This is a genomic window from Tardiphaga sp. GW821-FHT12E02 (assembly GCF_058807155.1).
The window spans coordinates 1,236,461-1,260,665 of sequence record NZ_JBXAQK010000001.1 but is presented as its reverse complement, the minus strand read 5'-3'; the positions used below and the strand labels follow the sequence as shown (position 1 = coordinate 1,260,665).

Sequence of the window (24,205 nt, the reverse complement as noted above, 5' to 3'; positions counted from 1 at the left end):
GGGTTTCACTCCTTGGACTTTGATACGGCAGCAAGTGCGAGTTGTTCGATCTTCTCAAGGATAGCCTTGAGAGGGACACGCAGACGCTCGACCTTCAACGCGTCAAGCGCGAAGGGCGCAGCTTCTGATTTCAAATGGCTGATTTGAGAGAGTTCCATCTGGATGGCATGAATGCCATCGGCAGGGCGCCCATATCGGCGCGTCGTCCATCCACCTTTGAAACGCCCATTCAACGTGCTGGTGAGTTCCTCTGTGAGATTTGTGACGGAGCAAACCGCCACCTCCAACTCCTTAAAGCAGGACCTTCCGCTGTCTGTGCCAACATTAAAATCCGGGAGGCACCCGTCGAACAGGAAGGGAATGCGTGATCGGATAGAATGGCAATCGTACAACACCGCGATGCCATGCTTCGCATGCACACGTGCGACCTCCTCGGACAGGGCACGATGGTATGGAGCGTGATAGTTGTTCAGGCGCTGCGTGATATCCCGCGCCCCAGGCTCCTGCCCGGAAATCCAGATTGCATTTCCATCGAAATCCGTGAGCGGAACGAGACCGGTCGTATTTTGACCAGGATATAGGCTCGTCCCGTCGGGATCGCGGTTTGCATCGATCACGTATCGATGGAACGTCGCTCGCACGGTCGACGCCCCCGGTAGCAGATTGGCATAGAGCTTGTGGATGTGCCAATCTGTATCGGCTAACATACGCCCCGTCTCGTTGAGGCGCGCATAGATTTCTGCGGGGATCTCTGTTCCGGTGTGAGGAAATCCAAGAATGACTGGAGACGCCCCCTGCACGGTCTCGACGACAGACACTGATCTGATTTCCTATTTCATTTGACGATGATCGGTGAAAACTCGCCGCGACGCACCCGTGCATGCAACGGGTTGAAACCCATACGATAAACGAGTTCGGCTGGACGGTTGACGTTCCAGATCGCGAGATCAGCCCATTTCCCGACCTCGATCGTACCTACGGACGAAAGCATTCCCAGAGCCCTCGCCGCTTCGCGCGTAACACCTGCCAAACATTCATCCACCGTCATTTCAAAGAGTGTTGCAGCCAAGTTCATAGTCAGCAGTAGAGAGGTTAGCGGTGACGTGCCGGGATTGCTGTCCGTTGCCAGCGCAAGCCGAACGCCATGGCGCCGGAAGGTCTCGATCGGAGGCTTTTTGGTTTCGCGAATAAAGTAGAATGCACCCGGCAAGAGGACCGCCACCGTGCCTGCACGCGCCATCTTCGAGGCGCCAATCTCGTCAGTATATTCAAGATGATCGGCCGAGAGGGCTCCGTAGGAAGCCGCAAGCGCAGCGCCTCCCAGATTCGAAAGCTGATCCGCGTGCAACTTCACCGGCAAACCGCAAGCTTTGGCAGCATCGAAAACCCTCGCAATCTCCTCTGGGGAGAAAGCAATGCTTTCGCAAAAACCGTCCACCGCATCGGCAAGATTCTCGGAAGCAACGGCGGGCAACATCTCGTTGACCACCTTGGCGACATAAGCGGCTTTGTCGCCATTCATTTCCAATGGCAACGCATGCGCGCCCAGGAACGTCGTACGAATCGTAACGTCGCGCTGACCGCCGATTTTACGCGCCGCACGAAGCGCCTTCACCTCGTTCGCGACGTCGAGGCCATAGCCAGACTTGATCTCGATCGTTGTCACCCCCTCGGCGAGCAAGGCATCGACCCTCGGCAGCGTCTGCTCGACGAGCTGATCCTCCGACGCAGCCCGCAACGCTGTCACGGACGACATGATCCCTCCGCCTGCACGGGAAACCTCCTCGTAAGAAGCTCCCGCCAACCGGAGTTCAAACTCATGGGATCTATCCCCGCCGTAGACTAAGTGAGTATGGCAGTCGATAAGACCTGGCGTAATCAGCCGACCACCGCAATCGATCCGCTCAACCTCGTCGAAGCACCCAGGCAGCACGTCGGCTTCACCGACGAAGGTAATGCGCCCTGCCCGCACCGCCACAGCCGCGTTGGCAATCATGCCGATTCCACGACCACCCTCTGCCAACGTTGCAACCGTTGCGTTGTGCCAGACTCGGATGTCGGATGACGCTTCGCTTCCTTGAGACATCAAAAATCTCCCTAAGCCCCTGAGTGAGCTATACAGAGGCACCGACAGTATGTATAGACATATTAGACCTGAAGCAACAGCGAAGGAATTCTCGTGCCGACTTCCATACACGCAAAGCAAGCCTTACTTCGAAGCGGCTGGGTCAGGGACGTGAGGTTGACGTTCGATTCAGGAAGGATCTCTTCCGTTTCGACCGGTGCGCCCCCTGACGCGAACGATGACCGTGTGGGCTATCTAATCCCTGGCATGTCGAACGTTCATAGCCACGCATTTCAGAGAGGCATGGCAGGCCTTGCCGAAATCCGTGGCCCCGCTGAAGACACATTCTGGAGTTGGCGCCAGGTGATGTATCACTTCGCTTTGCGAATGACGCCGGACGATGCGGAAAGTGTTGCTGCGCAACTTTATATGGAAATGCTTGAGGCGGGCTTTACGCGCGTTGGCGAATTCCACTATCTTCATCACGATAAAAACGGTCACCGATATGACGATCTCGCGGAGATGGCCGATCGGATCGGAGCGGCAGCGGAACGCACAGGTATAGCTTTAACATTGCTCCCCGTCTTCTACGCTCATGCAAACTTCGGCGGCACCGCCCCGACTGAGGGGCAAAGACGTTTCGTCAACTCGATCGACGACTTCGCGAATCTGTTCGATCGATGTCGCGCTATAATGCGAAATTTGCCAGGAGCTACCCTTGGCGTTGCCCCACACAGCCTCCGAGCGGTGACTCCGGAGGAACTTGCGGCCGTGATAGCCCTTGCCGAGACAGGACCGATCCACATGCACATCGCAGAACAGGTCAAGGAAATCGAGGACTGCGTCGCGTGGTCCGGGCGGCGACCGATCTCATGGTTGTTCGAGCACGTCCCCGTGGATAGACGCTGGTGCTTGATCCACGCGACTCACATGACACCGGACGAGACCAGCGCCCTCGCATCCAGTGGAGCCGTTGCAGGGCTCTGCCCGGTAACAGAAGCAAATCTGGGAGACGGCTTCTTCCCCGCCGCCGACTATCGAGCCGCTGGCGGAACTTTTGGAGTGGGATCGGACTCTAATGTACTCATCGGTATCGGTGATGAATTGCGGCAACTCGAGTATTCGCAACGTCTAACGAGACGATCGCGAAATGTGCTGACCGACCCCGGGAAATCTACCGCGGCAGCCCTGTTCGGAGAAGCTCTTTCGGGCGGAGCAAGAGCGCTGGGTGTTGAAGCAGGGATCGATGTCGGCCAAGCCGCCGACCTCGTTCATCTGGCTTCTGCGGACAACCTCGACCTCGACGGCGATACACTCCTAGACTCGTGGATATTCGCCGCCAGGGCCCGGGCGGAAGATGTCTGGGTCGGCGGGCGTAAGGTCGTCAAAGCGGGACGGCACGTTTCACGGGATACGATCTCCTATCGCTTTCAACGCGCGATGTCGCGCATGATTGCCAATTGATGATCCGGGCTCACGTCATGCTCGACGCCTTCCTAACCGAGTGCTTTGGTCGGCGGTCCATTTCGGCCCAAACGTAACAGATCCATCTGCTTCGGTTTGGCTAACTTATGACGTCCACACAGCGCCCACTATAGCATCAATCCATGCGATCCTAAAGCTGACGCACGAGCATCCTTGCGCGCTCTCTATTAATTCCGCGGCGTCTGTGCTCAAAACCTACTAATTTCCGACCGAAGGTGACAGTCAGCCAGCAATAAGTTTCGATACAAAATTAAACAGTAATTTCAATCACATAAGTGTTCGCAGATTTGTTCTGAGTGGCGCACCAATTCAGGCTTGCAAGCCCCTGAATGTCTGCGGCTATCGTCATTTCAATCGTGCGGCCCTGCACAATCCACGACGTGGTGGCCTACACGCATGTCTGTTCAGCGCTTGCGCCGGCAAAAGAAAAACCCGCCAGTTAAGGCGGGCTTTCATAAAACGGTGCAGCCGTTTGTATGCTTCGTAGCTTCGTCCGCTTACATCGCGCGGAGATTATCGGCAGACGACTTGCCCGAACGGCGGTCGGCGACGATTTCGTAGCTGATCTTCTGGTTTTCGTTCAGCGTACCGAGGCCAGCGCGTTCAACTGCGCTGATGTGAACGAATACGTCAGCACCACCTTCATCCGGTGCGATGAAGCCGAAACCCTTGGTGCTGTTGAACCACTTAACTGTGCCGATAGCCATCTTCAGTTTCCCTTTGAACTGGGATCAGCGTTATCACGCGTTTGCGATTAAGCAAATGCATAATCGCTGCCGGGGAGGTCGAAAGCGGCTTAAACCGCGCGGATTGTGCTGATGGCGCCTAGCATGGCGGCGAAAAAGCGGTCAAATCAAAGGCGAGCGGTTCCGCAGGGAGCGAGACGCGCCAGCCAAGGGTACCAATTCACGGCAGGCAGCGCATCGCGCGTCCCGCCGTTAACAGCAATCCCTACCACGCCTTGATTGCACTGCCCGTTTCTGATGCGTTGGCCCGACGAGACCGACCCATCGGGAGGCCGAGATGACCATGCTCGATCGGCGAGCATTTCTTGCAAATGGTGCTGCGGCCGTGCTGCTGCAGCCATGGTCGGCCGCCGCCGCACCGCTTCCCGGACCATCGGATCTGTTTACCGACAGCGTAGGTGTCAATGTCCATATCAGCAGCGAGCCCTACGCTTCCAATTTCGATCGCTTTCACGATCTGCTGGCGACATCAGGCATCCGCCATCTCCGCGACGAATTGCGGCCGAGCAATGACCTCGCCCGCTGGCGGCTGCTGAACGAGCGCTCGAATATCCTGTTCAATATTCTGGTATCGCCCGCCACCAACACGGTGCCGGAGATGATGGCCTATATCGATGCGCTCGGCATCCAGCGCATCACCAGCATCGAGGGACAGAACGAAGGCGACAGCCCGTGGTTCATGTCGCTGCCGCTGGCAAAGCCCGGCTGGAGCAATGTCGTCGTCGACTATCAGCGCGAGGTGCATCGCGCGCTGCGTTCACGCTACAGCGCCGAGCAATTGCCGCTGATATCGCCGAGCGTGCTGAACTGGAAGCCCGCAGATGTGGCGCTGATACGCGGCGCTGCGCAATATAGCGATGCCGTCGCGATCCACTCCTATGTGCAGAAGGCACAGGAGCCGGAGACCACCGACGACTACGCCGCCGTCTCCTGGTATCTTCAGAACATGCGCGACGCCTTCAAGGCCGGCGCGCCTGCGCTCGTCACCGAAATCGGCTATTGCAATGTGGTGAAGCCCGGCAGTGCCGGTGTCGGTGAGGTCGCCGCGGGCATCTATTTTCCGCGCATGCTGCTCAACAATTTCCGTCTCGGTATTCTACGCACCTTCATCTACGAATTCTGGGACGGCGGCACCGATCCCAATGAAGGCGAGCATCACTGGGGGCTGCTCCGCAATGACGGCACGCCGAAGCCGAGCTATTACGCGATCCGCAGCCTGCTGATTGCCCTGCAGGGCGCACGGCGCACCAATGACAGCCAGCTTCTGCGCGTGGCGACGCGCTCGCTCGAACTGAAACATCTCGCACTTCAGGATGCCCAGGGGCGGCCGATCCTCGTGGTCTGGCGCGCGGTGCGCTGCTGGGATGTCGCCGCGGCGGAAGACATCAATGTTCCGATGCTCCCGGTGGAAATTGCCGTCGATAGCCGCATCGCCTCGCTTGTTCTCAACCGCCCCAATGACGGCAATGGTTCGCAGCGCATACCGGTGACGAATGGCATTGCCACGATCCCGCTCGATGGCCGTGTCGCCATCCTGCGCCCGACGGCTTGAACCGCACTGCCGCGCTAGGTAAGACGGCCCGTCTCTCCCCGAAATGACGGACTCTCCGGTAAATGACTGACGCGCCAACGGCCCCGGCCCTCCCCGCCGCGAAGCATGCATTCGACGTTCAGCTCGAAGATGGCGCCACCGCCAGCGTCCGTGTCTATGGCCAAAAATCCGGCAACAACCCGCGCGTGATCAGCAGCCACGGCAACGGCCTTGCGGCGGACGCTTTCCAGAGTTTCTGGCGGCTATTCATTCCGGATTACGAGACGGTCGTGTTCGACTTCCGCCATCACGGCCGCAGCAGCCCGTTCACCAAGCCGGTTGCAAACGTCTGGCGCCAACTGGTCCGCGACTATGATGCGATCATGCAGGGCATCACGCGCGAGATCGGCGCAGCTCCGAGCCTCGGCGCCTTTCACTCCATGAGCGCACTGACGACGCTGCTGCACGCCTCCGAATATGACTCGCCCTGGATCGGCATCGTGGGCTTCGAGCCGCCGGCCACACCGCCCAGCCACTATCCCGAGTTCCAGCTCTTTCGTGCGGACAACAACCGGCTGGCCGATCGCACCATCAAACGCCGCTTCGAGTTCAACGCCGTCGAAGAGCTGTTCAACTCCTATCGCCGCAGCTCGGCTTTCGCCGGCGTGGACGATGCAGGCCTGCAGGCGCTCGCGGCATCGACGCTGCGCTGGAACGCTGACAAGCAGCTCTATGAACTCGCCTGTGCACGCGAATTCGAAGCGAGCATTTTCGCGATGCAGGATCTTCAAGGCGCGTGGGAGCGGATGTGCAAGATCGAGATCCCCGTGCAGCTCGTGGCCGGGCAACCGATGACCGGCACCAGCCCGTTCATCGCGATCGAAAGCGCTTTTGCGCGCGATGGCGGCTTCGACTTCGCAACCATCGATGACGCATCGCATTTCATGCAGATGGAAAAACCGGAAGAATGCGCAGCGATCGTGCGCAACTTTCACGCCGGGCTTTGATCGTCGGGCGGATGAGCCGAAGCCGTAATCCGCCGGCCGAGGTTCATAGCCGAAACTCCGCGGCGGATTACGCTGAGTTTATCATCGGGCGCGCTTCGCGCGCCCGACAAGTCTCACGCCAGTTCCATCTCGTCTGCACGTTTCCACGTCGGAAACGGATCAGGCAGCTTGGCCCATTCGTTGATCTCCATGCCGGGCTTGCCGTCCACCAGGCACGCATCGAGTCGGCTGCGTAGACCAGCTTCGTCCATTCCTGTGCCGATGAAGACGATCTCCTGGCGGCGATCGCCATAGATATCGTTCCAGTTCTTCTTCAGCGACTGCCGCCAGGTGGGATCGTTCGGCCAGCGCTCCGCCGGGATATTGGCCCACCAGAAGCCCATGCCTTCGGTGCGCACGATGGCGCCGGCCTGGCTGAGTTCGCCGACCCATTGCGGTCGCGTCGCCAGCCAGAAATGGCCCTTGCTGCGGATTACCCCGCCCCAGCTCTCGCGCAGGAACGCCTGGAACTTCGCGGGATCGAACGGCTGCCTTGCGCGATAGACGAAATTGCTGACGCCGTATTCTTCGGTCTCCGGCACATGATCGGCAAAGCCATAGAGCTCCTTGTACCAGAGCGGATGCTGTTGCGCCCGCTCGAAGTCGAACAACCCGGTATCGAGCACGCGATCGAACGGCACATCGGCAAATTGCGCCTCGACGATCTCCGCTTCCGGATTCAGTGCGCAGATAATCTTTCGCGCGGCATCGCATTGGGCGGGGGTCGCGTCATTGACCTTGTTGAGCACGACGACATCCGCAAACTCGATCTGCTCCACCAGCAGATCGACTAACCGTCGCTGATCATTGTCGAGCGCTTCGCCGCGATCCTCGAGGAAATCCGTCGACGAATAGTCCTTCAGCAGATTCACGGCATCGACCACGGTCACCATGGTGTCGAGCTTCGCCACATCGGAGAGACTGTCGCCGTTCTCGTCACGAAAATCGAAGGTCGCCGCCACTGGCAGCGGCTCGGCGATGCCCGTGGATTCGATCAGCAGGTAGTCGTAGCGTCCGCCTTCGGCCAGCGCGCGCACTTCCTTCAGCAGGTCATCGCGCAGCGTGCAGCAGATGCAGCCGTTGGTCATCTCGACCAGTTTCTCATCCGTCCGCGAAAGATTGGCACCGCCATCCCTCACCAGATCCGCATCGATGTTCACTTCGCTCATGTCGTTCACAATCACTGCCACTTTCAGCTCGTGGCGATTGTTCAGGATGTGATTGAGCAAAGTGGTTTTTCCAGCCCCGAGGAAGCCGGACAGCACTGTGACGGGGAGTTTTCGCATCGAGATCAAACAGCCTGTTGAGGGCGGCGAAGCAGTGGGGTGTGTCGATTTCCATGAGCGCCGTCGATTATGTTATGTTATAACATTACATATCTGACGATCGCTTTGTCAAGGCGGTCCTGCGTCCTGCGCGGTGGCGCAAATAGATGCGAATGCATAGATGTCGGGTCCAACTGGAGCCTGCCCATGACCGCCTTGTCGATCCTCGATCTCGTCCGCGTTACCGAAGACACCAATGCGCGCGGCGCGCTGGACAATTCGAGGGATCTGGCCGGTCATGCGGAGCAGTGGGGCTACCAGCGTTTCTGGGTGGCCGAGCATCACAACATGATCGGCATTGCCTCTGCCGCCACATCGGTGGTCATCGCCCATATCGCGGCAGGGACGACGACAATCCGTGTCGGCGCCGGCGGCATCATGCTGCCGAACCATGCGCCGATCGTGATCGCCGAGCAGTTCGGCACCCTGGATCGGCTGTTCCCCGGCCGTATCGATCTCGGCCTCGGCCGCGCCCCCGGCACCGACCAGATGACCATGCGGGCGCTGCGCCGCTCGCTGCAGAATTCCGACAATTTCCCGCAGGATGTGCAGGAGCTGCAGGCCTATTTTGCAGAGGCCGGCCCCAACCAGCGACTGCAAGCCGTGCCCGCCGCCGGCACCAATGTGCCGCTGTGGATTCTCGGCTCCAGCAATTATGGCGCCCAGCTCGCCGCCGTGCTCGGCCTGCCCTATGCGTTTGCCTCGCATTTTGCGCCCGAGATGCTGCTACAGGCGCTCGAGATCTATCGCACGCATTTCGAGCCGTCGGAGCAGTTGGCCAAACCGCACACGATGGTCGGCGTGAACATCATCGCGGCCGATACCGATGCGGAGGCCAAGCGACTGTGGACCACGCAGCAGATGTCCTTCACCAACATGTTCCGCGGCACCCGCGGCCTGAGCCAGCCGCCCATCGACGATATCGAGACCTATTGGTCGCCGGCCGAGAAGATGCAGGCCATGGGCATGCTGCGGCGTGCCATCATCGGCTCGAAGGAGACGGTCCGCGCAGGCATCGCGGCGCTGGTGGAAGAGACGAAGGCGGACGAGTTGATGATCGTGTCGGACGTCTATGAGCATCCGAAGCGGCTGAAGTCGTATCGAATGATTGCGGAGGCGGCCGCTGGCCTCGTCGAAGCGCCTGCAGCGGTGGCGTGAAGTAAGAGCCCCCTCACCCGCCGCGAAGACGCGGCGACCTCTCCCCGGTGGGGAGAGGTGAAGATCGAGCGTCAAATTAAACCCAGTGTTTGATAGTCGCATCGACGCTCAGATCACCTCTCCCCACCGGGGAGAGGTCGGATCGCCCTTGCGATCCGGGTGAGGGGGCTCTGCGCTAGAATGTGATCGTCGTGCGGACGCCAAACACTGCAGCGTCCTTGATTCGTTGCGTCTGTGTCGGATCGTTCGGATTCACGACACCGCCGCCGGGATGGATCACATATTGAAACACCGGCTGCACCGCGACGCCCGGCGCTGCCATGGCGATGTAGGTCGCCTCGAACACGGCTTCGAAATCGCGGATCGGCGTTTGAATGCCAGTAAAGCGCTGCACATCGCGATCGAACCCGCGGGCGCCGTCCGAGATCCGTCCATAGGTCATGGCGATGCCGAAACGGTCATCGGGGCGCGCGGCCGAGAAGCCCGAGACCTGGATGCCACCATCGAGATAGAAGCTGATCAGGTTGCGATCCGACGGGCTGAACGACGCCCGCGCGAAGAAACCGATCCCCTTGTCGCGGCCGAGGTCGCTGAAAGCGAGCCGCTGTTCGTAGACAGCGAAGATGCCGCGATTGCCACGCCGCATCAGCGGCTCGCCTGACCCCAGCGGATCGGCCTGGGAGAGGCCCTGCGCCGTCCAGCGCTCGTCGTCGAACTCATCGAAATGATACCAGCCGCCACCAGTGATCGCGCCGGGCAAGCCGGATGCGCCGATGCGATAATTGTAACGCAGCTGCCCGATTACCCATGGCGGATCATTGACGCGAAAAGCGAGACCGTTCGGATTGGTCCGCTGCGGATCGTCCGGCCCCGGCGCGCCCGCGCTGCCATTGAACACCGCGAGATAGGCGGTGAAGGCATCGGACAACAGTGCCTTCACGCGCACGCCCGGCACCGCGAGCGGCGGGGACGGTCCGCCCGCCGGCAGGATCACGCCGGTGATGCCGGGCCAGCCGAGGGCGGAATTGACGAAGATGTCATCATATTTGCTGTCGATGAATTCCGTGTCCGACGGTTGCTGGCCGACCTTCACGAAGAGTCGTCCGCCGAGCAGCGACTGCTCGATCCAGAATTCGTAGAGCCGCGTCGATGGCAGCGCCTCGATGCCGCTGACCAGCATGAGATTGCCGATATAGTCGCGCGACAGGCCCTGACCGTGAATCTGGAAAACGTTGCCGTGGAAGGTCGCGCCCTGCCAGCCCACAGCGCGGTCGAGATCGACATCCACGCCGAGATCGAGGCGCCCGTCATAAATGGTACCGCGCCGGATGCCGCCCGACGCATTCCCCAGCGTCTCGCCGATATAGGCCGCAGAGAATGCCACGCCCCAGTCATCAAGGCGTTCGTTGAGCGCTTTGAGCCCGCCATCGCGCCAGTCGCCGCCATGCGCGGAGGACAGCTGCATGCTGCAGCAGACCGCAAGGCCAGCGACGGCTTTCACAACGCGCGGCATCCAGCTTCGCAACACGCTGAGCATGACGCTTACCTGATGATGCCGATGCGCTTCATGATGAAATAGGCGGTCGCCGAGGACAGCATCAGAATTGCACACACCCAGATGAAGCCATTGTCGCCATCGACCAGCGGCATTGCCTTAATGTTCATGCCGAAGATGCCGGCCGCCAGCGTCGGCGGCATCAGCAGGGCCGTGAGCACGGACAGCACCCGCAGTGCTTCATTGCCGCTTTCGGCGATCTGCAGATGCAGCTCTTCCTGCAGCAACCGGCTGCGCTCGCGCAGTTCGACGATAATGCGATCGAGACCGTCCAGGCGCTGTGCCAGCTTGCCCGCACGCAGCTGCAGCGTCGGTTTGAGATCGACGCCCCCCTTTTGCTCGAAGCGCTGGAAGACAAGTCGCAGGCCCGACAGCTGACGATGCAGACGCACGCAGGTGCGGCGCTGCCGGCCGAGCGTTTGCAGCAGGTGGCGGGACTCGCCGGACACGACCTGTTCCTCGACTTCGTCGAGCGCAAGTGCAAGCTTATCGGCGACGCCGTCCATGGTATCGGCGACATTCTCGATGATGGTCTCGAACAGCGCCGCCATGCTGTCGATCTTCAGGCCCTGTTCGAGCGAGCGCCGCGTGGCATCCACCGCACACAGCGCATGATGCCGACCGCTGATCAGCAGGTGCTCGGTCATGGCGAAGCGCAGATAACCGGTGTCGTCATCGACATCATGGATCTCGCGCAGCAGGTCCGAGATGACGCCATAGACGGTGTCATCGGCCGTATGCAGTTGCTGAAAACTGTCCTTCGACAACAGCAAGGCGCGCGCTGCGTCCGGCGCCTGCAGCGGCGCGTGCGCGATCCACTGCAAGGCACGCGCATCGGCGAGATTGAAATGCAGCCAGAGCAGCCCGTCGCGGGTGACGTCGATGCCCCGATCGATCGGCAGCGCCTCGGGCCGGCCATCCGCATGGATGCGAAAAGCCCAGACAAGTCCGGGAATGGCATCGTCCGGCGCCGGGGCGCCCGTCTGGGTCGCGAAAATGGACGTGTCTAACGACATCGATGAATCAACAAATTGCGAGTGAAAGGACGCCGATCTCTGCATGACGGATTTGAAGGCCGGATGACAGCGATCCCGCGTCATGCGCGGATGCGCCGCCACAAGGCGACGCATCCGCACGCACGGCTCAGAAGATGTGGGCGAAGATGAAATACAGCGCCGCCGACAGCGCGATGGCGCAAGGCAGCGTCAGCACCCAGGCCATCAGCAGGTTGCGGATGGTCGCCATCTGCAGGCCCGAGCCATTGGCCGCCATGGTGCCGGCAACGCCCGACGACAGCACATGCGTGGTCGAGACCGGCAGACCGAACACATCGGCCGCACCAATGGTCGCAGCGGCCACGAGTTCGGCGGACGCACCCTGCGCATAGGTGAGATGCGTCTTGCCAATCTTTTCGCCGACGGTGACGACGATGCGCTTCCAGCCCACCATGGTGCCAAGGCCAAGAGCGATGGCGACGGCGATCTTCACCCAGTCCGGGATGAATTTTGTCGCTGCATCCAGCGAGCCTTTATAGGCATTGAGAGTTGCGACATCGTCCTTGCTGAGGTCGTTCTCCTTGTCCTTCATCAGGAAGCGGATCGCTTCCGAAGTCAGATACATGTCGTTGCGGGTGTTGCCGACCTTCTCCGCCGGCACCTTGTCGAGGGTGCCATAGGTGCGGACCTGATCGCCGACATCTTTCACCAGCACCGCCAGCGATGGATAGGTACCCTCGGTGATCTTGCGAGCAGCCACATATTGCGTCACGGCCGGGCGCGGATCGCCGATCACGCTGTGGCCGGCGCCCTTGGCGGCGATCACCTGCGACGCCTTCAGCGATGTCTGCTGGAATTGCTCGATGCGCGATTCCGGCAGCGCCCGGTTCAGCGCATAGGCGGTCGGCACGGTGCCGATCAGCACCAGCATGATCAGGCCCATGCCCTTCTGGCCGTCATTCGAACCATGCGCGAAGGACACGCCGGTACAGGTGGCGATCAGGATGCCGCGGATCCACAGCGGCGGCGCCTTGTTGCCTTCCGGCGCTTCGTAAAGCGCCTTGTTGCGCACCAGGAATTTCAGCACCAGCAACAGGATCGCGGCACAGGCGAAGCCAAATAGCGGCGACAGCAGCAGCGCGTAGCCGATTTCGGTCGCCTTGCTCCAGTCCACGCCCGACGTACCATCGCGGCCACGCATCAGCGCATTGGCAATGCCGACGCCGATGATCGAACCGATCAGCGTATGCGAGGAGGATGCCGGCAAGCCGAGATACCAGGTGCCAAGATTCCAGATGATCGCGGCAATGAGCAGAGCGAACACCATCGCGAAGCCGGCGGATGAGCCAACCTGCAGAATGAGCTCGACCGGCAGCAGCGAGACGATGCCGAACGCCACCGCCCCCGAGGAGAACAGCACGCCGAGGAAGTTGAAGAAGCCCGACCAGACCACCGCGATCTCGGGCTTCAGCGAATGGGTGTAGATCACCGTCGCCACCGCATTGGCGGTGTCGTGAAAGCCGTTGACGAATTCGAAGCCGAGCGCGATCAGCAGTGCCACGAACAGCAGGATGTAGGGCAGATAGCTGGTGACGCGCGTGCCGGTCGCCGAGACATCCGCATAGATGCTGTAGGCAACGAACAGCAGGCCGCCGGCCAGAACACCCAGAAACAGGATCAGGGCGAGCGGATTGAAGCCCTTGTCGAGATTGGGCCGCGATGCCGGCTCGATTGAACCGGATCCTGAAATAGGTTGGTTGAGTGTGAAATCGGTCATGCAACGCCCCTGCAGTTAACAGGCGTTAAGTTCTGCATGCCGTGTGCGAAGCGCGGATGACATCCGCGACAATCTGTCATGTCGCGACCGAAGCGCACATGTAATTGGTAATTTGGTAGCGCCTAGATGGCCGCCGCGACCTTTTCCAGCCCGATGATCCGGGCCAGCGCACGCACTTCGCGCTTCTGGTCTTCACGCAGCTTGAACAGCAACGGCATTGCGGCAGCCTTCAACTGCTGAACTTCGGTGCTGTCCGGGTCGATCGGCGGCGCATTGCCGGCGGCAGGCTTGCTGTCATGCATCTTCCGGGCGATGGCCCGCAGCGCGATCTCGATATCCGGCCAATGCGGCTCCTGCGACGCCGTCAGGTTAAGACGGCCCTTGATCGCTGCAATCTGCGCATCGCTGAGCAGCGTGTAGTTCTTGTGGCCGGCATTCTTGGCTGCAGCCGCCTTGGCCCGTGGATTCGGCTGCGGCACCACGATCGGCGGCAAGGTGGTCGCATTCTGCGGCAGGTCGACCGTTCCTTCGGTGGCGAAGGCCTGGCGCAACTGGTCCGCGGCCGGCCCCGCGTCGGCGGGCGCCAGCGATGCCATCATCGCAGCGGGCAGCCGATCCTTCTTGCCCTCGCGATTGGCGACGGGCCCGCGTGATACCGGCACCGTGCTCTGCGCGACATCGGATGACGACAACACCGGCACGCTGTCGCGGCCCAGAATGCTGGCCACGGCGACGCCGGTCAGCAACAGGCAGCCCAGGACCAGAAAGGTCAGCGTGCGCGTCAAGCCAGTCTCCGTTCGCGATGTCCCGGAGGCGTGTGCCAGCCCCCGTGGCCATCCTCCTCACAAATGGAGATTAATTAAGGCCTAACCATACCGCCCGAAGACGGCCGACCACCGGTTCAGGCGGCGTGTGACAGAATGCTGTATTTGTCCAGGAGGTAATAGGCGTCCTGAATATCGGACACGATCTCGGAAGCTTCCCACAGCGCATCCGGCCCCACCTGCTGCATGCTGATGGTCCAGTTGGCACCCTGGCCGAGGCGTGGCGTCGAGATCACGTCGAACTGGACGCCGCGGCAGAGAAAACTGCGGCTGAAAGCCGTGGCGACGCGGGCGCGAATGTCGTCGAGCGTGGACGGAGTCCGGGGCAAACGGATATCGCTATTCATGGTCGGTCCCGCAATTGGGTCGAATCAGCTGCTCCCAATGGTGCGTTAACGCCAGTTAGCGGAACGTTAATCTGCTGCAATTGCGATTAACGATTCCCGGAGGGAGCAGACACCGGGCTGGCATAGTCAGGATATGCCGACGGGGATTGTGCGAAGCTGACTATGCACAATCCGTCCTTGCTCCCGATCAGCCCAGCAATTGCTCCAGCCGATCTCGCAACTGGTCCTGATGATAGGGCTTCGCCAGCCGCGGCAGATCGAGATGGGCGCCTTCTGGCAGATCGGCATAGCCGGTCGCCAGCAGGATCGGCAGCATCGGTCGCACTTCACGCGATTGCGCCGCGAGTTCGATCCCGGTCATGCCCGGCATCATGTGATCGGTCATCATCAGGTCGATCGGCTGCGCGCTGCGCAGGATGTCCAGCGCATCGCGGCCGGAATTGGCGGGAATGACCTTGTGCCCGAGATCCTCCAGCATTTCTGCCGTGGACATGGCGATCAGCGGATCGTCGTCGACGAACAGGATCACGGCCGACCGTGCTTCCTGCCGTTCCGGCTCGACTTCCTCGGTGATGACAGGCGCGGCCGTCGTGGCCGGCACGATCAGCGTGGCCGTGGTGCCCTGCCCGACCTTGCTGGTGAGTTCGAGCGTGCCGCCGAGTTGCTCGGCGAGGCCGTGCACCATCGACAGGCCGAGCCCGGTGCCCTTGCCGACCGGCTTGGTCGAGAAGAATGGCTCGATGGCCTTTTTCAACGTCTCCGGCGACATGCCTTCGCCATTGTCGATGATCGAGACCTTGAGATAGTCACCCGCTTTCAAGGCGCCGACACCGCGCTTGATGGAGTGGCTGGCGAGCTTGATGGCGATGGCGCCGCCATCTTCCATCGCATCACGTGCATTGATGACGAGATTGAGGATCGCCAGTTCGAGCTGATTGGCGTCGATCCGCGCGGGCGGCAGGCCTTCCGGAATATCGAATTCAAGCGCAATGCGCGGCCCAAGCGAACGGTCGAGCAGATCGCTCATGCCACGCACCAGCGTACCGAGATCAACAGCTTCTGCACGCAGATCCTGCTGGCGCGCGAAAGCGAGCAGGCGTTGCGTCAGCGAAGCGCCGCGTTCGGCGCCTTGCATGGCCCCATCCACCAGACGCTTCAGGCGCGGATCATCCGGCATTCGCTTGCGCAGCAATTCGAGATTGCCCATCACAGCCATCAGCAGATTGTTGAAGTCATGGGCCACGCCGCCGGTGAGCTGGCCGATGGTCTCCATCTTCTGCGCCTGGCGCAGCTGTTCCTGCGCACGTTCGCGTGCTGCGGATTCCTTCACCAGCTCGACAGTGCGTTCCTCGACGCGCTGTTCCAGCGTCGCGGTCAGTTCGGCCAGTGCGGCGCGCTCGAAGGTGAGCTGATTGAAGAGCTTGTCACGCTCGATATCCGCGGTCTTGCGGGTGGTGATGTCCACGGACACGCCAACCAGCGTTTTCGGCCGACCATCCGGCCCGCGCACGATGCGCGCCCGCGTCTCCACCCAATGTACCGATCCATCGGCCCAGACGCAGCGATATTCGACATTGTAATCGACACCATCCGTCAGCGTTGCGTCGAGTGCGCGCTGACGCTGCGCGCGATCTTCCGGATGGATGGAGGCCTGCAACTCGGCGAATGTGAAACTGTCATGCGGCTGCCTGCCAAAGCAGGCTTTGGTGGTCTCCGAGACTTCGAGGCGCAATTCGGGCAAATGAAGTTCAAGCGTGCCGAGGCGCCCCGCATCGAGTGCGGTCTGCAACTGCGCCTGGCTGTCGCTCAGATCTTCAAGGATTTCGCGCGTCTGGTACTGGCGACGACGCCCGCGCACGGCAGAGCCGACCAGGCTGATCAGCGTGGTCGGATGAAACGGTCGTTCGAGAAAAGTGACATTACCGAACACCTGGCGCAGCCGGGCCGCATCCGGATTGCGCTCGGGCCCTCCGCCCTGCCGCGTCAGCAGCACGATCGGAAAGTCGGACCAGACCGGCTGATTGTGCAGCCAGCGATCGAGGTCGCGCAGATTGACGCTCTTGATCGCTTCATCGGCAATGACGGCGATGCCCGCACCGGACTCAACCTCACTGACGAGCTGGGCAAAGTCAGCACACACCGTCGCGAAATAGCCGGCCTCGCGGATTAGAGCTTCCGCAACGGTCGCGTCTCTTCCATTTGGCGCCAGAATGACCGCTCGTTCGGATGAACGGCCGGGCTTCACGACTTCTCTTCTTCCATCATCAGCGTATTGCCGGAATAACTCGGCACGCCGCGCAGCACCCCATGGAATGACGTCAACGGCTCTCCGATGGTGAGCCCACGATTATCGATCCGATATTCGCGAATGGTCGCTTCATGCGAGCCGGTGCGCTTCTTGATAATGGAAATGGCGCGACGCACGGAGCCGAATGCCTCGAAGTAGCGCAGCAGGATGACGGTATCGGCGAGATAAGTGACATCAACCGGCGCCTTCATGTCGCCGACCAGACCATGCTGCGCGACCGTCACAAAGGTCGATGCGCCGCGGCGGTTCAGATATTGCAGAAGCTCATGGATATGGAGAACCAGCGAGTTCTCGTGCGGCATGGCCGCCTGGTAGCCGTTGAGGCTGTCGATCACGACCGTCTTGATATCCTTCTCATCGACCTGCCTGCGCACACGATGCGCAAATTCGCCTGGCGACAGTTCGGCCGCATCGACCTGCTCGATGATGAGCTGCCCGCTTTTCTGCAGCGCCGCGAGATCGATGCCCATTTTCAGCATGCGATTGAACAACAGGCCAAGCTCTTCGTCGAAGGCAAAGAAAGCCGCCTTCCCGCCGCGCTTGATCGCCTCCAGCATATTGACGATGGTCAGCAACGACTTGCCTGTGCCGGCCGGGCCAAGCACGAGTGTACTCGATCCGTTCTCGATACCGCCACCGAGCAGAGAGTCGAGTTCATGATTTCCCGTCGATTGCGTGACGCGCACGAGCCCGATTTTATGCTCGGATGCAACAAGTCGCGGAAAGACGTTCAAGCCGCCATGCGTAATCGTCGCATCGTGGAAGCCGCCGCGAAATTTCGAACCGCGATATTTGATCACACGCACCCGGCGGCGTTCGGCGCCATAGTCCGGCGCGAGTTCTTCCAACCGAAACACACCATGGGCAACGCTGTGAACGGTTTTGTCGGCGACTTCAGCCGTCAGGTCGTCCAGCAACATCACAGTCGTGGCATAGCGCGCAAAGTAATGTTTGATGGCCAGGATCTGGCGTCGATAGCGCAGCGAACTCTGTGCCAGGAGTCGGATTTCCGACAGACTGTCGAGCACAAGCCGTGCAGGCTTCAGGCGCTCCACGGCGTCGAAGATTTGCCGGGTGGTTTCGCCAAGCTCGAGATCAGATGAATATAGAAGGCTTTGCTGCTGCTCTTCATCGAGCAGGCTTTCCGGCGGCAGCAATTCGAACACGTCGATCTTGCCGTCGATATCCCAGCCATGGGAGGCAGCGCCATCGCGCAATTCCTCTTCGGTCTCGGACAGGGTGATGTAGAGCCCCTTTTCGCCGTTCCGCGCGCCTTCAAGCAAAAATTGCAGCGCCACGGTGGTCTTACCGGTACCGGGAGCGCCTTCCAGCAGGAATATGTGTCCTTTGGAAAGACCACCGCTGAGGATGTCGTCCAATCCCCAGATGCCGGTTTTCGCCCTATCAACCATCATGATTACCCATACGTCAGCGCAACGAATAATAACCCGGCTGGATCAGCCGGGTTCCAATTGCGCGACTGTAACACGCAAGCAGGTTGCGTCACCCTAACGGCGTTCGATCACGAGCGTCTGTACCGCCCTACCGAAGTAGCCATTTTTATCGGCCAGCTTGGACGCAGCCAGGCCGCTGCCGTCCGGACCGATCCAGCTTTCGGAATCCAGCAGGATCCAGTCGCCGACCGGCTGTCGCGCCAGCGACACCGTGAGATCGGCATTCATGAACATCCAGTCCTTGAAGCTGAGTACCGAGGACGAGCCATTGCTGAAATCCGACGCGATGACCGCGCGCATGGCCTGCGAGATCGGCTGTCCCTCGACGATCGCCCGGTTGGCGCGATACCAGATCGCGCCCGGCCCGAGCTTGAGGAAGCCGCCATGGACGGCGCGGATGCTCATCCCGGAGACGAAGGCGCTGCTGTGGTCTTTCGGCTCTGACAGGCCAGGTGCGTCCGGGAGCGGCACCGTGAGCGGTGCGTCCTGGATATCAGCCGGCAGAGGCTGTTCGTCCACGCGCACCTTGAGCACCGTCGCATTGGTGACCACGGTGCCGTTCGACAGCAGGCGGATGCCGACGAGCTGGATCTTGCGACCCTCGCGCAGCACCTCGATCTCGTAAGTGAGCGGTGCCACCGGGACCGGCCGCATCAGGTCGATGGTGACGCGCGACACCGCCATCGGCGATGACGTCGGCAACTGCTCCGCGAGCCACGTCACCAGCGCCGATGGCGCCGAGCCGTGCTGCATATGCGGATTCCACGGGCCGGCGGCATGTGGGCTGGAGATGACGTGATTGCCGTCAATACGGTAGATGGCGTCCATGGGATTTCCCGCAGGGTGGGCAAAGGCGCCCTTGCGCCGTGCCCACCATCAAATGATCAGCGCGCGATGGTGGGCACGCTGCGCTTTGCCCACCCTACAAGCCCCAGGCTCACAGTGCCGGATCGATCGCTTCGTCATATTCCTTCTTCAGGCGCGCCACGAGCTCGGCCACCGGCACGACCTTCTTGACGCTGCCGATGCCCTGGCCGCTGCCCCAGATTTCCTTCCAGGCCTTCGGCTTCGCGCGCTCACCCGACGCATCCGTGCCGAAATTCATCGCGGAGGGGTCGGAGACCGGCAGATTGTCCGGGTCCATGCCGGCGGCGACGATGGACGGCTTCAGATAGTTGCCATGCACGCCGGTAAAGAGGTTGGAATAGACGATGTCTTCCGCAGCCGAGCCCGCGATCATGTCCTTGTAGCCCTGCACCGCATTGGCTTCTTCGGTGGCGATGAAGGCCGAGCCGATATAGGCGAAGTCGGCCCCCAGCACGCGCGCCGCCTTGACGGCACGGCCATTGCCGATGGCGCCCGAAAGCGCGATCGGGCCATCGAACCACGCGCGCGTTTCGGCAACGAAAGCGAGCGGCGAGAGTTCGCCGGCATGTCCGCCTGCGCCGGCAGCGACGAGGATGAGGCCATCGGCCCCCTTCTCGATGGCCTTGTGCGCGAAGCGCTGGTTGATGACGTCGTGAAACACGATGCCGCCCCAGCCATGGGCCGCCTGGTTCAGCTCTTCACGCGCGCCGAGCGATGTGATGATCATCGGCACCTTGTGCTTCTCGCACAGCGCCAGATCCTGATCGAGGCGGTTGTTGGACTTGTGGACGATCTGATTGACCGCGAACGGCGCCGACGGGCGATCCGGATTTGCCTTGTCGTGGGCGGCGAGTTCTTCCTTGATCCGGTGCAGCCATTCGTCGAGCAGCGCTGCCGGGCGCGCATTCAGCGCGGGAAACGAGCCGACGATGCCGGCCTTGCACTGCGCGATCACGAGATCGGGCCCCGAAATGATGAACAGCGGGGAGCCGATCACGGGCAGCGACAGGCGGTTCTTGAACAAAGCCGGCATGGACATTGGGGAGAATTCCTCGAACACGTTTCTTATGAAAACGGCCCGCAAAACGGGGCCGGTGATGCAGCGCAAACATGCCAGAAAGGACGCCGACAAGGCAAATCTGTTGAGGCAACACGGAGGCAGACTTGCGGCACCATGTGGCGGAATAAGCCTACTGGCACATGGCCTGAGTGACGTAATTATCGGTCCGGCAATCGCCCGGCTCTGGCTGCCGGCCGGGGATCATCGCTTTCGGCGAACAGGTCTGCGCAGCGTCGGTATCGAGGCTCTTGCCTTCTTTATAGCCCTTGCTCTGGCAGAGCTTGTCGGAGGCCGCCTTGCAATCCGGCGCGCCATTGGCGGCCAGCGGACAGACCACGCGGCCTTTCACCACCGTATTGAGGTTGTTGGTCCCGAGCGAGGGCAGCGACCAGGACGGGACCAGCGACGGCGTATCTTTGAAGAGCTTGTTGATCTCGTTGAAAAGACCGGGGTTTTCCCGCTCCACCGGTGCAGGCGGCGGGGCCTGCTGGGCCATCGGGGCCGGCGAGAGGGCTGCCGGAGGTGGCGGCGCCTGGGTTGCCGGGGCCGGCGCGACCTGGATGACGATGGATTTCTGCTGCGGCAAGGTCTGCTGCTGCATGGCTTGCGACCAGGCCGAAGCCGGTAGCAAAACCAGCGTCATCGCCACGATGGCGACGCGCAAATCGGACCGCAGCGGATTCGCAGGCATGGACATGTCCGGAAACGTACCCCGGCACCCTTGCCGGGGGAAGTCCATCGCGGATTAGAACAAGCGGAAAGCGACGATGAAGCCGAGCACGACGAGACCGACCGCGAGGCCGACCCAGAGGCCGAGGCGCTTCTCGATGGTTTCGCGGATCCAGACGCCGTAGCGATTCATCAGGATCGCGACCACGTAGAAGCGCGCACCGCGGGCGATGATCGACAGGCCGATGAACATCCAGATGTTGTAATTGGCGAAGCCCGAGGTGATCGTCACCAGCTTGTAGGGGATCGGGGTCAGGCCCTTCAGCAGAATGATCCAGGCGCCATATTCGGCGTAACCAGCGCGGAAGGCTTCGACCTTGTCGCCATAGCCGTAGAACTGGATCACCCACTGGCCGACGCTGTCATAGAGCAGATGACCGATCAGATATCCGACCACACCACCGGCCACAGACGTGATCGTGCAGATGCCGGCATAGAGCCAGGCCTTGTTCGGCCGCGCCAGTGCCATCGGGATCAGCATCACATCGGGCGGCACCGGAAAGAACGAACTTTCCGCGAACGACACGATGCCCAGAATCCAGAGGGCATAGGGCTTGTGAGCGGCGTCGATGCACCAATCATACATACGTCTGAGCATGGTCCGCGATGAACCACCCCGACGACGATTTGTCCATGCTTGATTGATGACGGCCCTGCGACAGGAACCCGCGCGCGATCAGCCGAGTTTGCGGATGCGATCTTCCAGCGCGTCAATCGGTCGCCGGCTGCCGCTGCGCGATTTTGCCGCTTTGGGCGGCTTCGGCAATTTCTCGGCGATGCCCATCATACGCTCACGGCGGGTCATTTCGAACCAGACCTGTTCAGGACGCACACCAGCAGCAGCCCAGAGAACGGTCAGATTGTAGAGGAGATCGGCACTTTCGCGGATCACCGCATCCGGCCGGCCAGCCACGGCGTCGATCACGACTTCGACAGCCTCCTCGGCCAGCTTCTTCGCGATCTTCTCCCGTCCCTGCTGAAACAGCTTTGCCGTACGCGATGTCGCAGGGTCGAGATCCCTGGCCGCGAGGACAGACTGATAAAGCCGGTCGAGCGAATCACTCATGCAACTAAACTAGCGAAAAGCTGCAACAGTTGAGTTAACGCAAATCGCCGGCCGCGTAAGGCGACCGGCGATTATGAGTTCGGGATGCGACCGTTTTACCAGGTCATGCGGCGCGAATTGTCGTAGCCGTGACCGCCGCCATAGCCGCGATACGGGCCGCCATAATAGCCGCCGCCGTAACCATAGCCGGGGCTGCTATAATAGACGGGGCCGCCACCATAGCCGTAGCTGTCATAGTAGCGCGGGCCGCTATTGGCCGCCGCGATCGCACCAATGGTACCGACGACGGCGCCGAAAGCCGCGAGGCCGGCAGCATTGCCGCCGCCGCGATAGTGACGACGACGCGAACTGAACTCGGTCGCATCGCTGGAGCCGTGATGGGTGGTGGCCTTGGCCGGCGTATTATTCGCCGGTGCCGCGAATGCGCCGGTCGGCGCGACAGCTGAAATCGTCATGGCAGCAGCGGCCGCGAGTGCGATGGTGCGACCGGTAGTCTTGAGTGAACGACGTGCGAGCATCTGAATGACCTCCGTGGTCTCTGGCCCCTTGGGCCGCTGCATCATCAACCACGCTGGGCATATTGAGTTCCCCAACCCCAACGGGAGCTGAACGACCAGTGTCCAAATAAAGGCGCTCATCTCCCATTCAGGTTGTGAAGCGTCTTTTAGAGGCGCAAGATGTCGCAGCCTGGTGCCTTCAAGCGAACATACCGGGTGGATGAACTGCCCTTCCGTATTGTTAGTTCGATATGCCGATGCCCAGATCAGTGCCCATCTCCCGCCGGACTCTCATTCAGGGGATAGGTGCGCTCGGCGTTACGGCTTTTCACGCACCTTTCCTGCATGCGGCTGAAGAAGCCCCCAATGCGACCATCCAGTTCACGCTGGATCGCCCCGTTGACGCGATCGCCGCGCCCTTCGTGCTGGCCGCGACGCGAGGCCTCTATCGCGCCGAGAATCTCAATGTCGCACTCCAGGTCGCAACCGGCTCCAAGGACACGATCACGCGCGTCGCTGCCGGCACCACCGACATCGCGGTTGCCGATTTCAATGCGCTGATCCGCTATCGCGCCGATCCCGATGCGCTGCCGATCAAGGCTGCCTTCGTGCTGCTCAACCGCGCGCCCTATGCCGTGGTCGCGCGCAAAAGCCGCGGCGTGATTTCGCTCGGCAGCCTGGAAGGTCGCACGCTCGGTGTTGCCGAAGGCGATCTGACGATCCGGCTGTGGCCGTCGCTGGCCAAGAGAAATGGCATCAAGCTGTCGGCGGTGAAGCAGGAGAAGATAAGCCCCGCGGTGCGCGAGCCGATGCTCTCCGCCGGCCAGGTCGACGCCGTGACCGGCTTCTCCTATCTCTCCGCCGTCAACCTGCGCGACCGCGGCGTGCCGGCCGATGATCTCGCGGTGTTTCGCTTCGCCGAATTCGGCTGCGCCGCTTACGGCCTCGCGGTGATCGTCAATCCGAAATTCGCGGCAGCACGACCGGATGTGGTGAAGCGCTTCGTCCGCGCCATCACCGAAGGCACGCGACAGACGATCCGCGAGCCAGACAGGGCGATCGACGCGGTGATGACCCAGATGGATGGCGGCACGCGCGAGCTCGAACTGCTTCGGCTGAAGATCGCCATTGGCGACAACATCCTCACCGACGACGTGAAGCGCGACGGCCTCGGCGGCATCGATGCCGCGCGTTTCGACGCCTCGCTGAGTGCAATTGCGGAAGATTTTACGTTCCGCAAGCGGCCGACGGCGGCGGATGTGTTCGATACGGCGTTTCTGCCGGATGCGGACGGGCGCAAGGTCGATTGAACAGGCGCTGCTTGTCATCGCCCGGCTTGACCGGGCGATCCAGTAAACATTGTCGCCTGC

At 61.2% G+C, this 24,205-nt stretch carries 22 protein-coding genes; 5 read left to right on the top strand and 17 right to left on the bottom strand.

What is annotated here, in order from left to right:
• Positions 1-5: 5 nt before the first annotated feature.
• Together hutG and hutI are read right to left on the bottom strand one after the other, a co-directional pair.
• On the bottom strand, positions 6-818 hold the full coding sequence (gene hutG / locus AC1RQ5_RS05945) for an N-formylglutamate deformylase (RefSeq protein ID WP_493188560.1): 813 nt from the start codon (positions 816-818) through the stop codon (positions 6-8).
• 17 nt (positions 819-835) lie between these two features.
• A complete protein-coding gene (hutI, locus tag AC1RQ5_RS05940; protein ID WP_493188559.1) occupies positions 836-2,086 on the bottom strand; it encodes an imidazolonepropionase in 1,251 nt (416 codons plus the stop codon).
• Between the two features lie 93 nt (positions 2,087-2,179).
• Here hutI and AC1RQ5_RS05935 point away from each other — a divergent pair, with 93 nt between their 5' ends.
• Positions 2,180-3,529, top strand: a complete 1,350-nt coding sequence (locus AC1RQ5_RS05935) for a formimidoylglutamate deiminase (protein ID WP_493188558.1) — start codon at positions 2,180-2,182, stop codon at positions 3,527-3,529.
• 518 nt (positions 3,530-4,047) lie between these two features.
• Here AC1RQ5_RS05935 and AC1RQ5_RS05930 read toward each other — a convergent pair.
• A complete protein-coding gene (locus AC1RQ5_RS05930) occupies positions 4,048-4,257 on the bottom strand; it encodes a cold-shock protein (RefSeq protein WP_398475051.1) in 210 nt (69 codons plus the stop codon).
• Between the two features lie 316 nt (positions 4,258-4,573).
• Here AC1RQ5_RS05930 and AC1RQ5_RS05925 point away from each other — a divergent pair, with 316 nt between their 5' ends.
• Entirely contained in the window at positions 4,574-5,848 is a 1,275-nt protein-coding gene (locus AC1RQ5_RS05925; RefSeq protein WP_493197605.1) for a hypothetical protein, read from the top strand.
• Positions 5,849-5,910: 62 nt separating this feature from the next.
• The gene (locus tag AC1RQ5_RS05920; RefSeq protein WP_493197604.1) at positions 5,911-6,834 is read left to right on the top strand and encodes an alpha/beta fold hydrolase; all 924 of its coding nucleotides are present in this window, start codon (positions 5,911-5,913) and stop codon (positions 6,832-6,834) included.
• Positions 6,835-6,947: 113 nt separating this feature from the next.
• Here AC1RQ5_RS05920 and zigA read toward each other — a convergent pair whose 3' ends face one another.
• Positions 6,948-8,159, bottom strand: a complete 1,212-nt coding sequence (zigA, locus tag AC1RQ5_RS05915) for a zinc metallochaperone GTPase ZigA (RefSeq protein WP_493197602.1) — start codon at positions 8,157-8,159, stop codon at positions 6,948-6,950.
• A gap of 186 nt (positions 8,160-8,345) precedes the next feature.
• On the opposite strand from zigA, the gene AC1RQ5_RS05910 reads away from it, so the two are divergent.
• The gene (locus AC1RQ5_RS05910; protein WP_493197600.1) at positions 8,346-9,356 is read left to right on the top strand and encodes an LLM class flavin-dependent oxidoreductase; all 1,011 of its coding nucleotides are present in this window, start codon (positions 8,346-8,348) and stop codon (positions 9,354-9,356) included.
• Between the two features lie 175 nt (positions 9,357-9,531).
• Here AC1RQ5_RS05910 and AC1RQ5_RS05905 read toward each other — a convergent pair whose 3' ends face one another.
• The 13 genes from AC1RQ5_RS05905 to AC1RQ5_RS05845 form a co-directional block, all read right to left on the bottom strand.
• Positions 9,532-10,893, bottom strand: a complete 1,362-nt coding sequence (locus tag AC1RQ5_RS05905; protein WP_398475061.1) for a carbohydrate porin — start codon at positions 10,891-10,893, stop codon at positions 9,532-9,534.
• Positions 10,894-10,898: 5 nt separating this feature from the next.
• Positions 10,899-11,927, bottom strand: a complete 1,029-nt coding sequence (locus tag AC1RQ5_RS05900; RefSeq protein WP_493197599.1) for a transporter — start codon at positions 11,925-11,927, stop codon at positions 10,899-10,901.
• Between the two features lie 127 nt (positions 11,928-12,054).
• Positions 12,055-13,683 (bottom strand): inorganic phosphate transporter, encoded by a 1,629-nt coding sequence (locus tag AC1RQ5_RS05895; protein ID WP_493197597.1) that lies wholly within the window; start codon positions 13,681-13,683, stop codon positions 12,055-12,057.
• Positions 13,684-13,805: 122 nt separating this feature from the next.
• Complete coding sequence (locus tag AC1RQ5_RS05890; RefSeq protein WP_493197596.1) at positions 13,806-14,468, bottom strand: hypothetical protein; 663 nt, start codon at positions 14,466-14,468, stop codon at positions 13,806-13,808.
• Between the two features lie 116 nt (positions 14,469-14,584).
• Positions 14,585-14,854, bottom strand: coding sequence for a hypothetical protein (locus tag AC1RQ5_RS05885; RefSeq protein WP_398475069.1), 270 nt, complete (start codon positions 14,852-14,854; stop codon positions 14,585-14,587).
• Between the two features lie 187 nt (positions 14,855-15,041).
• Positions 15,042-17,099: a hybrid sensor histidine kinase/response regulator gene (locus tag AC1RQ5_RS05880; RefSeq protein WP_493197594.1), complete on the bottom strand. Its 2,058-nt coding sequence runs from the start codon at positions 17,097-17,099 to the stop codon at positions 15,042-15,044.
• Positions 17,096-18,577 (bottom strand): ATPase domain-containing protein, encoded by a 1,482-nt coding sequence (locus tag AC1RQ5_RS05875; protein ID WP_398475073.1) that lies wholly within the window; start codon positions 18,575-18,577, stop codon positions 17,096-17,098. Before AC1RQ5_RS05875 ends, AC1RQ5_RS05880 begins: the two co-directional genes overlap by 4 nt.
• Positions 18,578-18,670: 93 nt before the next feature.
• Positions 18,671-19,444 (bottom strand): thioesterase family protein, encoded by a 774-nt coding sequence (locus tag AC1RQ5_RS05870; RefSeq protein WP_398475075.1) that lies wholly within the window; start codon positions 19,442-19,444, stop codon positions 18,671-18,673.
• Between the two features lie 109 nt (positions 19,445-19,553).
• Positions 19,554-20,522, bottom strand: coding sequence for an NAD(P)H-dependent flavin oxidoreductase (locus AC1RQ5_RS05865; protein WP_493197591.1), 969 nt, complete (start codon positions 20,520-20,522; stop codon positions 19,554-19,556).
• 151 nt (positions 20,523-20,673) lie between these two features.
• Positions 20,674-21,234 (bottom strand): hypothetical protein, encoded by a 561-nt coding sequence (locus AC1RQ5_RS05860; protein ID WP_493197590.1) that lies wholly within the window; start codon positions 21,232-21,234, stop codon positions 20,674-20,676.
• 54 nt (positions 21,235-21,288) lie between these two features.
• Positions 21,289-21,870, bottom strand: a complete 582-nt coding sequence (locus tag AC1RQ5_RS05855; protein WP_493197589.1) for a YqaA family protein — start codon at positions 21,868-21,870, stop codon at positions 21,289-21,291.
• A gap of 78 nt (positions 21,871-21,948) precedes the next feature.
• Entirely contained in the window at positions 21,949-22,338 is a 390-nt protein-coding gene (gene hisE, locus AC1RQ5_RS05850; protein WP_493197587.1) for a phosphoribosyl-ATP diphosphatase, read from the bottom strand.
• A 95-nt stretch (positions 22,339-22,433) separates the two neighbouring features.
• Positions 22,434-22,856, bottom strand: a complete 423-nt coding sequence (locus AC1RQ5_RS05845) for a hypothetical protein (RefSeq protein ID WP_493197585.1) — start codon at positions 22,854-22,856, stop codon at positions 22,434-22,436.
• Between the two features lie 236 nt (positions 22,857-23,092).
• On the opposite strand from AC1RQ5_RS05845, the gene AC1RQ5_RS05840 reads away from it, so the two are divergent.
• Positions 23,093-24,145 (top strand): ABC transporter substrate-binding protein, encoded by a 1,053-nt coding sequence (locus AC1RQ5_RS05840; RefSeq protein ID WP_398475087.1) that lies wholly within the window; start codon positions 23,093-23,095, stop codon positions 24,143-24,145.
• Positions 24,146-24,205 lie beyond the last annotated feature (60 nt).